The sequence below is a fragment of the Micromonospora reichwaldensis genome (genome assembly GCF_031845925.1).
GTDB classification, from domain to species: domain Bacteria; phylum Actinomycetota; class Actinomycetes; order Mycobacteriales; family Micromonosporaceae; genus Micromonospora; species Micromonospora reichwaldensis.
Window position 1 is genome coordinate 24,314 of the sequence record NZ_JAVRFL010000040.1, and the last position, 11,647, is coordinate 35,960.

The following is an 11,647-nucleotide window of genomic DNA, read 5'->3' on the forward strand; positions in this document are numbered from 1 at the left end:
TGTGCGGGTCAGCCGCGCAGGCGCAGGCCGCGCGGGGTGGCCCGGAAGCCGGCGGCGGTGAGGGCGTCGCGCAGCGGCGAGGAGCGCACCGCCTCGCCGTCGGCCCGCTCCACCGACATCGCGCCCAACGCGCCGGAGTGGACCGCGTCGGCGAGCGCCTTCCCGGCCGCCGTCAGCAGGTCGGTGTCGTCGGTGAAGGAGAGGATCGTCCGCCCGCCGCGTTCGACGTAGAGCACCAGGTCACCGGCGACCAGCACCACCACGGCGCCGGCCTTGCGCCCCGCCCGGTGCCCGGTCGCCGGGGCCGCCCCGTCGCCCGAGTCGACCACCCGCTCCGGCCAGGACAGCGCCGCACCGTACGGGTTGGCCGGATCCGTCGCGGCGAGCACCAGGGCGGGCCCGCCCCGCCCCCGCCCGCCGTCGGTGGGCTCGGCCAGCGCCCGGATCCGGTCCACCGCCCCCGGCACCGCGAACTGCGCCGCGCCCAACCCCTCGACGAAGTAGCCGCGACGGGCGGCGCCGCGCTCCTCCAGCGCGGAGAGCACCGGGTAGACCGCGGCGAAACCACCGGCCACCTGCTCGGCCATGACCGCGCCCCGGGTCACCACGCCGTGCCGTTCGAGCAGCACGTCGGCCAGGGCCGCGGCGCGCCGGGTCGGGTCGGTGTCGCGCTCCGGCAGCCGCGACCAGCGGCCGGCCACGGTCGGCGGGCCGCCGCGCGTCGGCAGGGCCACCCGCCCGGGGCGCCGGTAACGGGTGCGCGGCGCGGTGGCACGGGACCGGTGCGCCCCGCCGCCGCCGAGCGCCGCGCGCAGCGGCGCCAGGGTGTCGTTGGTGAGGTGACCGGCCCACACCAGGTCCCAGACGACGGCGCTCAGCGCGGCGTCGTCGGTCGAGCCGACCCGGTCGGACAGCGACCGGAAGAACAGCGCCTGCCCGTCGTCGAGGGCGTCCAGGACCGCGTCGTGCAGCGGGGTGCGGGTGAGGGCCTCGTCGGGCGGGGCGAGCAGCAGCGGCGCGACGTCCGCGTAGGCCAGGGTGACCCAGCCGTCCCCGCCGGAGATGGCCCCGGAGCCGGCCCAGAGCACCTCGCCGCTGGCGCAGAGCTCGTCGAGCTGGGCGGGGGAGTAGTCGGCGACCCGGCCGGGCAGCACCAGCCGTTCCAGCGCCGACGCCGGCACCGCCGCGCCCTGCAACTGTTCCACGGCGGCGGCCAGCGCCTCCACCCCCCGCGCGGACGAGCCGACCTGCTGCCAGCGGGGCAGGAACGCGGCCAGCGCGCGGGGCGGCACCGGCTCGATCTCCCGGCGCAGCGCGGCCAGGGACCGGCGGCGCAGCAGCCGCAGCACCTCCGCGTCGCACCACTGGCTGCCGGCCGTGTCGGGGGTGAACTCGCCGGCGACCACCCGGCCGGTGGCGGCGAGCCGGCGCAGCGTCTGCTCGACCACGAAGACGCCGAGCCCGAAGCGGGCCGCGCAGGTGGCGGCGGCGAACGGCCCGTGCGTACGCGCGTAGCGGGCGACCAGGTCGCCGAGCGGATCGGCCACCGGGGCGAGGTACGCCTCGGCCACCCCGACGGGCAGGGCCACGCCGAGGGCGTCGCGCAGCCGCGCGGCGTCCTCGATGCCGACCCAGCGCTCCTCGCCGGCGACGCGCACCCGCAGCACCCGGCGGGCCGCCGCCAGCTCGGTCAGCCATGCGGGGGAGGCACCCCGCTCGGCCAGCTCCGCCTCCGACAGGTCGCCGACCACGCGGAGCAGCTCGACCACGTCCTCCGCGTCGCGCGGGCCGCGCTGCTCGGTCAGCCAGCGCAGCTGCCGCTCGGTCTCGGCCAGCACCGCCGGATCCAGCAGCTCCCGCAGGTCGACCCGGCCGAGCAGCTCGCCGAGCAGGGTCGAGTCCAGCGCCAGCGCGGCGGCCCGGCGCTCGGCCAGCGGCGCGTCGCCCTCGTAGAGGAAGGCGCCGACGTAGCCGAAGAGCAGCGACCGGGCGAACGGCGACGGCTGCGCGGTCTCCACCTCGACCAGGCGCACCTTGCGGGCGGCCAGGTCGCGCATCAACTCGGCCAGCGCGGGCTGGTCGAAGACGTCCTGGAGGCACTCCCTTGCGGCCTCCAGGGTGACCGGGAAGTCGGCGTACTCGCGGGCGACGTCGAGCAGCTGGGCGGCGCGTTGCCGCTGCTGCCACAGCGGCTGGCGGCGGCGCGGGTCGCGGCGGGGCAGCAGCAGCGACCGGGCGGCGCACTCGCGGAACCGGGACGCGAAGAGCGCGGACGTGCCGACCGACTCCTCGACGAGCTGGGCGATCTCCTCGGGCTCGAAGACCACCACGTCGGCGCCGGGCGGCTCGTCCGCCGTGTCCGGCAGGCGGACCACGATGCCGTCGTCGGACGGCATCACCTGGGCGTCCACGCCGTAGCGCTCGGCGAGCCGGCGGCCGATGGCCAGCGCCCACGGCCCGTTGACCCGGGCGCCGAGCACGCTGTGCACGGCCAGCCGCCAGTCGCCCAGCTCGTCGCGGAACCGCTCGACCACGACGGTACGGTCGTCGGGCAGGGACCGGGTGGCGGCGCGCTGCTCGCGCAGGTAGGCCATCAGGTTGCCCGCGGCCCAGTCGTCGAGGCCGCCGGCCCGCAGCGCGGCGACCGCCGTCTCGTCGCTCTGCCGCAGCAGCGAACGCACCCGGGCGCCGATGGCCCGGCCCAGCTCGACGGGGCGGCCGAGCTGGTCGCCCTTCCAGAACGGCATCTTCGCTGCCTGCCCGGGGGCCGGGGAGACCAGCACCCGGTCGGGGGTGATCTCCTCGATCCGCCAGGAGGACGAGCCGAGCAGGAAGACGTCGCCGACGCGGGACTCGTAGACCATCTCCTCGTCCAGCTCGCCGACCCGGGCGGCCCGCTCGGCCCCCGCCAGGAAGACGCCGAAGAGGCCCCGGTCGGGGATCGTGCCGCCGCTGGTCACCGCGAGCCGCTGCGCGCCGGGCCGGCCGGTGAGCGTGTCGGTGGCGCGGTCCCAGACCAGCCGGGGCCGCAGCTCGGCGAACGCGGTGGACGGGTAGCGGCCGGAGAGCATGTCGAGCACGGCGTGCAGCGCCGAGTCGGGCAGCTCGGCGAAGGGCGCCGCCCGGCGTACGAGCACGGCCAGGTCACCGACGCGCCACGGCTCCAGCGCCACCATGGCGACGATCTGCTGGGCCAGCACGTCGAGCGGGTTGCGCGGGTGGTGCAGCTCCTCGATCGCGCCCTCGGCCATCCGCTCGGCCACCACCGTGCACGAGAGCAGGTCGCCCCGGTGCTTGGGGAAGACCACCCCGCGGGAGACCGCGCCGACCTGGTGCCCGGCCCGCCCCACCCGTTGCAGGCCGGCGGCCACGCTGGGCGGCGCCTCGATCTGCACCACCAGGTCGACGGCGCCCATGTCGATGCCCAGCTCCAGGCTGGAGGTGGCCACCACGGCGGGCAGCTGGCCGGACTTGAGCGCCTCCTCGATGTGCTTGCGCTCCTCCCTGGAGACGCTGCCGTGGTGGGCGCGGGCGATCACCGCCGGTGCGCCGGCCGCCGCGCCGGCCTGCGCCATCAGCTCCGCCGGCGTGCGGCCGACGCGCACCGGCCCTTCCGGGCCGCCCCACTCCTGTGCGCCGCGCGGCGACGGCGTGGGCCCGCCGGCCTGTTCCTCGCCGGCCAGCTCGTTGAGCCGGGCGCAGAGGCGCTCGGCGGAACGCCGGGAATTGGTGAAGACGATGGTCGAGCGGTGTGCCCTGACCAGGGAGAAGACGCGTTCCTCCACCGCCGGCCAGATGGACGCGCGGCGCGCGCCGGGGCCGCCGAGGTCGTCCTCCGGCGGCTCCTGCTCGTCGAGGCGCGTCATGTCCTCCACCGGCACCTGGACGCTGACCTCGATCGTCTTGGCGGTGGGCGGCGCGACCACGTCGACGGGGCGGGCGCCGCCGAGGAAACGGGCGCACGCGTCGACGGGCCGGACGGTGGCGGAGAGGCCGATCCGCTGTGCCGGGGCCGGCAGCAGCTCGTCGAGGCGTTCCAGGGAGAGCGCGAGGTGGGCGCCGCGTTTGGTGCCGGCGACCGCGTGCACCTCGTCGAGGATCACCGTCTCGACGCCGCGCAGGGAGTCGCGGGCGGCGGAGGTGAGCAGCAGGAACAGCGACTCGGGTGTGGTGATGAGGATGTCCGGCGGGGTGCGGGCGAAGGCCCGCCGCTCGTCGGCGGGGGTGTCGCCGGTGCGCATCCCCACGGTGATCTCCGGCGGGGCGACGCCGAGCCGGGTGGCGGCCTGGCGGATGCCCGTGAGAGGGGTGCGCAGGTTGCGCTCGACGTCGACCGCGAGCGCCTTGAGCGGGCTGACGTAGAGCACCCGGCACCGCTGCCGGGGGTCGGCCGGGGCGGGCTCGCGGGCGAGCCGGTCGAGCGACCAGAGGAACGCGGCCAGCGTCTTGCCCGAGCCGGTGGGGGCCACCACCAGCGCGCTGCGCCCGGCGGAGACGGAGCCCCAGGCGCCGGTCTGGGCGGCGGTGGGCGCGGCGAAGGCGGCGCCGAACCACTCCCGGGTGGCCGCGCCGAAACCCGCCATCGCATCCGTCACGCCCTCCATCCTGCCCCGGCGGTGTGACATCGAGGTTCCGGGCTGAGGGGCCATTGCCCCGCTCCGGCTCATACGCGATGGTTGCGCGTTCAATCCGTTAAGTCTTACTTAACTGCTTGCTTGTGTACCACAACATAAAGTAACTTCACCCGGAGCGTCGGCCCGGGGTGGAGGAGATCGGATTGACCGTCGAGCAGCGGAGCTTCGAGCCCGGCACCGACGTGCTCATCCGCAAGGTCGACAGTCACCTCGCCGCCGTCCGCGCCGGGCTGTCCGGCCCGGAGCTGGAGCTGGCCGAGCGGCTCGCCGCCGCGCTGCGGGAGCTGGTCGTCTCCACCGCGCAGGCCAGCGCGGCCGACCGGGGGCAGGTCCGCGCCGCGGTGCACTACTTCGTGCTGCGCCGGGAGGGTCGGGGCCGGTTGCTGCCGGTGCGCTCCCTCGCCGCCGCCCAACGGGTGGTCAACAAGGTCGTGGTCCAGCTCGGCCGCCCCGACCTGCTGGTGGAGCCCCGTCGCGAGCGCCCCGCCCGGGAGCCCGTCGCCCCCACCGCCGACGTCGCCGTCGGCTGACGGCCGCCCCTCCGCCTGCGCCCGGCCGCCCTCCCGCCTGCGCCCCGGCCGGCTCCCCGCCTCCGCCCGGCCGCCCCTGCCGTGCCGCCCCTCGGCTGACGGTCGGCCGACCGTTTCGGTCGGTTACCCGGACGCAGGCGACAACGGGACGAATTCGCGCAAAACCGCCCGCCGGGCGACGATCTGGCGTGTGATCGCACCTAGGTGCGATCCCACCTCCGGCGCGCGCCGCAGCCACCTCGACCGGGAGCGCGGGTGCTCGTACTGCTGATCCTCCACTTCGTGGCGGCCCTCGTCGCGCCGCTGCTCGTCCGGTGGTGGGGTCCCCGCGCCTGCTACCCGCTGGCGCTGGTGCCGGCGGCGGCGTTCGGCTGGGCGCTGGCCCGCACGCCCGCCGTCCACGACGGCGGCGCGGTGGTCGAGACGTACCCGTGGATCGGCCAGCTCGGCGTCGACCTGGCGCTGCGGCTGACCACCCTGTCCTGGCTGATGACCCTGCTCGTCGGTGGCGTCGGCGCGCTGGTCCTGGTCTACAGCGCCCACTACTTCGGTCGGGAGTCCGCCGGCGTGGCCCGGTTCGCGGCCGTGCTGGTGGCCTTCGCGGGGGCGATGCTCGGCCTGGTCCTCGCCGAGGACCTGCTGCTGCTCTACGTCTGCTGGGAACTCACCACGATCTTCTCGTACCTGCTGATCGGGCACAGCACCGAGCGACGCGCCAGCCGGTGGGCGGCGGCGCAGGCGCTGACCGTGACCACGTTCGGCGGGCTGGCGATGCTGGTGGGGTTCATCATGCTCGGCGGACACGCCGGCACCTACCGCTGGTCGGAGATCGCCGCCGCCCCGCTGCCGGACGGGGGGTACCTCGTCGTGGCGGTCGTGCTGATCCTGGCCGGGGCACTGTCCAAGTCGGCGCTGCTGCCGTTCAGCTCGTGGCTGCCGGTGGCGATGGCGGCGCCGACGCCGGTGAGCGCGTACCTGCACGCCGCCGCGATGGTGAAGGCCGGCGTCTACCTGATCGCGCTGCTCGCCCCGGTGCTGGCGAGCGCCGGCCCGTGGCGGCCGGTGGTCGTGGTCGCCGGCCTGGCCACCATGCTGAGCGGGGGCTGGGCGGCGCTGCGGCAGACCGACCTGAAGCTGCTGCTGGCGTACGGCACGGTCAGCCAGCTCGGCCTGATCGCGGTGGCCGTCGGGGCCGGCACCCCGGACACCGCGCTGGCCGGGGTGGCGATGCTGCTGGCGCACGCCCTGTTCAAGGCGCCGCTCTTCCTCGTCGTCGGCATCATCGACCACGGCACCGGCACCCGCGACCTGCGGGAGCTGTCCGGACTGGGTCGCCGGGCGCCGCTGCTCGTCACCGTGACGGTGCTCGCCGCCGCCTCGATGGCCGGGCTGCCGCCGCTGGTCGGCTTCGTCGCCAAGGAGGCCGTGCTGGCCGCCTTCACCGACCGGCCCGCCGTCGTCGCCGTGCTGGTGGTGGGCACCGCGCTCACCGTCGCCTACAGCGCCCGCTTCGTCTGGGGCGCGTTCGCCACCCGGCCGGGCGTGGAACCGGCCGTGCTCGGGCGGATCCCCGCGTCGATGCTCGCCCCGCCGGCCCTGCTGGCCGCCGTCGGGCTGGCCGCCGGCCCGGCCGCCGGGATCCTCGACGGCCTGCTCCGCCCGTACGCCGAGTCGTTCGGCGTCGTCGGCGAGGACCTGGCGCTCTGGCACGGCCTCAGCCCCGCGCTCGGCCTCTCCGCGCTGGCCGTGGCCGGCGGCGCGGCGCTGTTCGCGCTGCGCGGCCCGCTCGCCCCGGTGCTGGCCCGGCTGCACGTCCCGGTCAGCGGCAACCAGGGGTACGAGTGGACCACCCGCCGCTTCGACCGGCTGGCCATCGAGGTCACCGGCGCCACCCAGCGCGGCTCGCTGCCGCAGTACCTCGGCGTCATCCTGCTGGTGCTCGCGGTGGTGCCCGGCGGGGCGATGCTGGCCACCCGACCGTGGCGGGACCGGATCGCCCTCTGGGACAGCCCGTTGCAGGTCCTGGTCGTGACGGTGGTGACCGTCGCAGCGGTGCTCGCGGTGGGCGCCCGGCGGCGGCTGACGGCGATGCTGCTGGTGGGCATGACGGGCTACGGCACGGCGATGCTCTTCGTGGTCTACGGCGCGCCGGACCTGGCGCTGACCCAGTTCCTCGTCGAGACGGCCACCATCGCGGTGTTCGTGCTGGTGCTGCGCCGGCTGCCGGAGCGGTTCTCGGCCCGCCCGAGACGCCGGCGGTGGGTGCGCCGCGCGATCGGCGTGGTCGTCGGCGTCGTGGTCGGTGGGCTGGCCCTGACCGCCGCGGGGGCCCGCCAGGCGCCCACCATCTCCGACGCGTTCCCGGACCTGGCGGTCACCCAGGGGTACGGCCGCAACGTGGTCAACGTGACCCTGGTCGACATCCGGGCCTGGGACACGATGGGCGAGCTGTCGGTGCTGGTGGTGGCGGCGACCGGCGTGGCGAGCCTGATCTTCCAGCGCTCCCGCACCGGGCCCCGCCCCCGTCGCCCCGAGCCGCCGAAGCGGGTGCAGCGGCCAGGGCACCGGGTCTGGCTGCGCGGCGGGGCGACCCTGCACGAACGGCAGCGTTCGATCGTGCTGGAGGTGGTGACGCGGCTGATCTTCCACACGGTGGTGGTCTTCTCCCTGTTCCTGCTCTTCTCCGGCCACAACGCGCCGGGTGGCGGCTTCGCGGGCGGCCTGGTCGCGAGCCTGGCGCTGGCCGTGCGTTACCTGGCCGGCGGGCGCTACGAGCTGGCCGAGGCGGCCCCGGTCGGCGCCGGCACGGTGCTCGGCGCCGGCCTCTTCGTCTCGATCGGCACCGGGGCCGTCTCGCTGCTTGCCGGCGGGTCGGTGCTCGAGAGCGCCCGGATCGACCTGTGGCTGCCCGTGATCGGTGACTTCTACCTGATCACGTCCCTCTTCTTCGACGTCGGCGTCTACCTGGTCGTGGTCGGGCTGGTGCTGGACATCCTGCGCAGCCTCGGCGCCGAGGTGGACCGGCACATCGAGGCGGCCGGCGAGTCCGGGGGCGGGCTGCGGGTCGACCGGCGGGGGGAGCGGGCGTGAGGAGCGGCGTCGAGGGACCGACCCTGGTGCTGGTCGTGGCCGCCGGGGTGCTGTGCGGCTGCGGGGTCACCCTGCTGCTGGAACGCAGCCTGAGCCGGATCCTGCTCGGCGTCATCCTGCTCGGCAACGGGGTCAACGTGCTGATCCTGCTGGGCGGGCGCGCGGGGGCCGCCCCGGTGGTCGGCACGGCGCCCGCCGGCACGCTGAGCGACGCGTTGCCGCAGGCCATGATCCTCACCGCGATCGTGATCACCTTCGGGCTGACCGCGTTCCTGCTGGCGGTCAGCTACCGCAGCTGGTACCTCACCGGCGACGACGAGGTCCCCGACGACATCGAGGACCGGCAGGTCCGGCAGGCGGCCGAGCGCAACGAGCTGGCCACCGCCGACCTCGGGGGCGAGGGCCCGGACGCCGACCCCGAGCAGGTCGACCCGGAGCCGCCGCGCCGGCGCGGGGACGGCCCCGGATGACCGGGTACGCGGGACGGGGCGCCCGATGAGCCGGCTCGTGCCGCTGCCCGTGGTGGTGCCGCTGCTGGGCGCGGCGCTGACCCTGTTGCTGGCCCGGTGGCCCGGGCTGCAACGCGTCGTCAGCGTGACCTGCCTGACGGTCACGCTGGTGGTGGCGGCGGTGCTGCTGGTGCAGGCGTACCGGCACGGGCCGGTGGTGGTCCAGGTCGGCGGGTGGCCGGCGCCGGTGGGCATCGTGCTGGTCGCGGACCAGCTCGCCGCGCTGATGCTGGTGGTCTCCTCGGCGGTGACCCTGTGCGTGCTGCTCTACTCCGTCGGCCAGGGGCAGGGCGACTTCGGCGAGACCGTGCCGGTCACCATCTACCACCCGACCTACCTGGTGCTGACCGCCGGCGTGACCAACGCGTTCCTCGCCGGCGACCTGTTCAACCTCTTCGTCGGCTTCGAGATCCTCCTCGCCGCGAGCTTCGTGCTGATCACCCTCGGGGGCACCGAGACCCGGATCCGCACCGGCTCGACGTACGTGGTGGTCAGCATCCTGTCCTCGATGATCTTCCTCGCCTCGGTGGGGCTGGTGTACGCGGCCACCGGCACGCTGAACATGGCCCAGTTGGCGCACCGGCTGGACGCGCTGCCCGACGGCGTACGGCTGACCCTTGAGCTGATGCTGCTGCTCGCCTTCGGGGTCAAGGCGGCGGTCTTCCCGCTCTCGGCCTGGTTGCCGGACAGCTACCCGACGGCGCCGGCCCCCGTCACGGCGGTCTTCGCCGGCCTGCTCACCAAGGTCGGCGTGTACGCGATCATCCGCACCGAGACGCTGCTCTTTCCCGGCGGCCACGTCTCCGGGCTGCTGATGGTGGTGGCCGGGCTGACCATGGTGGTCGGCATCCTCGGCGCGGTCGCCCAGTCCGACTTGAAGCGGCTCTTCTCCTTCACCCTGGTCAGCCACATCGGCTACATGATCTTCGGAGTGGGGCTGAGCACCGTCGCCGGGCTTTCCGGCGCGATCTTCTACGTGGTGCACCACATCACCATCCAGACCACGCTGTTCCTGGTCGCCGGCCTCGTCGAGGAGCGGGCCGGCAGCACCGACCTGCGTCGCATCAGCGGGCTGGCCCGCACGGCCCCGCTGCTCGGCGTCCTCTTCTTCGTCCCCGCCATGAACCTCGCCGGGATTCCGCCCTTCTCCGGGTTCCTCGGCAAGCTCGGCCTGCTCCAGGCCGGCGTCGCGGCCGGCGAGCCGCTGCCCGGCGTGCTGGTCGCGGCGGGGACGGTGACGAGCCTGCTCACCCTCTACGTGGCCTCGCGGGTGTGGAACATCGCCTTCTGGCGCGCCCCCCGGCTGGCCACCACCGAGCCGGTCGTCCACCTGCCCGCGCTGATGGTCGGCGCGACGATCGCGCTGGTCGGGCTGGGGCTGGCGCTGACCGTCGTCGCCGGGCCGCTGTTCGACGTCACCGCCGACGCGGCGGTCGACCTGCGCGAGCGCACCCCGTACATCCGTTCCGTGCTGCCGGTCGGTGTCCCGTGACCCCGGCCTCCGGGGCGCCGCCGCGCGGGCGGGGGCGGCGGCGCGACCGACTGATCGCCTTCGGCTGGCTGGTGCTGGTCTGGAGCCTGCTCTGGGGGGACTTCTCCTGGGGCAACCTCGCGGGCGGGACACTGGTGGCCGGCGCCGTGCTGGTGTTCTTCCCGCTGCCGCCGGTGAGCTTCGGCGGTCGGCTGCGCCCCGGGCCGCTGGTCGTCTTCGCGGTGCGCTTCGTCGGCGAACTGGTCAGCGCCAGCGCGCACGTCGCCCGGGTCGCGGTGCAGCCCGGCTACCGGCCCCGGGGGGCGATCATCGCGGTCCGCCTGCGGGTGCGTACCGACCTGAACCTGGCGCTCACCGCCGAGGCGATCTCGCTGGTGCCGGGCACGCTGATCGTCGAGGTGGACCGGGACGTCGGAGTCCTCTACGTGCACGTGTTCGACACCCACGGCCCGCAGGACCTGCGCGGCAGCCGGCAGCGGATCCTCGCCGTCGAGCGGCGGCTCGTCCGCGCGGTCGGCTCCGACGCCGAGGTGCGCCGGGTCAGCGCCGATCCCGTCGAGAGGGGACCCGAACCGTGATCACGTTCCTCGCCGCCACCCTCACCATCCTGTTCTCGGTGACCGCGCTGCTGGCCCTGATCCGGCTCTACCGGGGGCCGTCGCTGATCGACCGGGTGGTCGCGGCCGACATGCTGCTCGCCACCATGGTGGGCGCGGTCGGGGCGGAGGCCGCGGTGAACCGCCACGCCACCACCCTGCCCGTGCTGGTGGCGCTGTCCATGCTCGGCTTCGTCGGGTCGGTGTCGCTGGTCCGCTTCGCCGTGCGCGAGGACGGGGAGGCCTGATGTGGGGCACGCTGGCCGACTGGCTGGGCGGCGGCTGCCTGGTGGCCGGCGCCCTGCTGAGCCTCGCCGCCGGGATCGGGGTGCTGCGCTTCCCGGGCACGCTGGACCGGATGCACGCCGCGACCAAGCCGCAGGTGCTCGGGGTGCTGCTCCTGCTGCTCGGCGTGGCACTGCGCCTGCGTACCCCGGCCGACCTGGGCATGGTGGCGCTGGTCGGGATCTTCCAACTGGCCACCGCCCCCGTGGCGGCCCAGATGATCGGCCGGGCCGCGTACCGGGCCGGCCGGGTCGAGCCGGGCCTGCTCGACGCCGACGAGCTCGCGTCCGCCGATGGCCGTACGGGTGGCGGAGGCGATCCGTCCTGACCCGCGGCCTGCGGCCGATCGCATCCGAGGAGCACCCAGAGCTGATGCCGGGCAGGCCCCCCCGCCGGCTCCGTGCCGCGGACGACGGGGGGCCTTCGGCACACCTTCAGCGGATATCCAGCCGATCCCGATAAAATGGGCCGCATGATCGACTCTTCTGCCCAGGAGGGCAGCAGTAGCCAG

General features: G+C 75.3%; 8 protein-coding genes. 7 read left to right on the forward strand and 1 reads right to left on the reverse strand.

What is annotated here, in order from left to right; translation table 11 throughout:
* Nucleotides 1-8: 8 nt before the first annotated feature.
* Complete coding sequence (locus RM555_RS26090; protein WP_396888846.1) at nucleotides 9-4,604, reverse strand: ATP-dependent helicase; 4,596 nt, start codon at nucleotides 4,602-4,604, stop codon at nucleotides 9-11.
* A gap of 173 nt (nucleotides 4,605-4,777) precedes the next feature.
* Here RM555_RS26090 and RM555_RS26095 point away from each other — a divergent pair, with 173 nt between their 5' ends.
* The 7 genes from RM555_RS26095 (at nucleotide 4,778) to mnhG (ending at nucleotide 11,464) form a co-directional block, all read left to right on the forward strand.
* A complete protein-coding gene (locus tag RM555_RS26095) occupies nucleotides 4,778-5,164 on the forward strand; it encodes a hypothetical protein (protein ID WP_311414222.1) in 387 nt (128 codons plus the stop codon).
* A 255-nt stretch (nucleotides 5,165-5,419) separates the two neighbouring features.
* Nucleotides 5,420-8,254, forward strand: a complete 2,835-nt coding sequence (locus RM555_RS26100) for a Na+/H+ antiporter subunit A (RefSeq protein WP_311414223.1) — start codon at nucleotides 5,420-5,422, stop codon at nucleotides 8,252-8,254.
* Nucleotides 8,251-8,724 carry a Na(+)/H(+) antiporter subunit C gene (locus RM555_RS26105; protein ID WP_311414224.1) on the forward strand — a complete coding sequence of 158 codons (474 nt, stop codon included), beginning with the start codon at nucleotides 8,251-8,253 and terminating at the stop codon, nucleotides 8,722-8,724. Before RM555_RS26100 ends, RM555_RS26105 begins: the two co-directional genes overlap by 4 nt.
* Nucleotides 8,725-8,749: 25 nt before the next feature.
* On the forward strand, nucleotides 8,750-10,255 hold the full coding sequence (locus RM555_RS26110) for a Na+/H+ antiporter subunit D (protein WP_311414225.1): 1,506 nt from the start codon (nucleotides 8,750-8,752) through the stop codon (nucleotides 10,253-10,255).
* Nucleotides 10,252-10,833, forward strand: a complete 582-nt coding sequence (locus RM555_RS26115) for a Na+/H+ antiporter subunit E (protein WP_311414226.1) — start codon at nucleotides 10,252-10,254, stop codon at nucleotides 10,831-10,833. The genes RM555_RS26110 and RM555_RS26115 overlap by 4 nt, the downstream gene beginning before the upstream one ends.
* Nucleotides 10,830-11,099 (forward strand): monovalent cation/H+ antiporter complex subunit F, encoded by a 270-nt coding sequence (locus RM555_RS26120; RefSeq protein ID WP_311414227.1) that lies wholly within the window; start codon nucleotides 10,830-10,832, stop codon nucleotides 11,097-11,099. Before RM555_RS26115 ends, RM555_RS26120 begins: the two co-directional genes overlap by 4 nt.
* Nucleotides 11,099-11,464 (forward strand): monovalent cation/H(+) antiporter subunit G, encoded by a 366-nt coding sequence (gene mnhG / locus RM555_RS26125; protein ID WP_311414228.1) that lies wholly within the window; start codon nucleotides 11,099-11,101, stop codon nucleotides 11,462-11,464. Before RM555_RS26120 ends, mnhG begins: the two co-directional genes overlap by 1 nt.
* The last annotated feature ends 183 nt before the right edge of the window (nucleotides 11,465-11,647 follow it).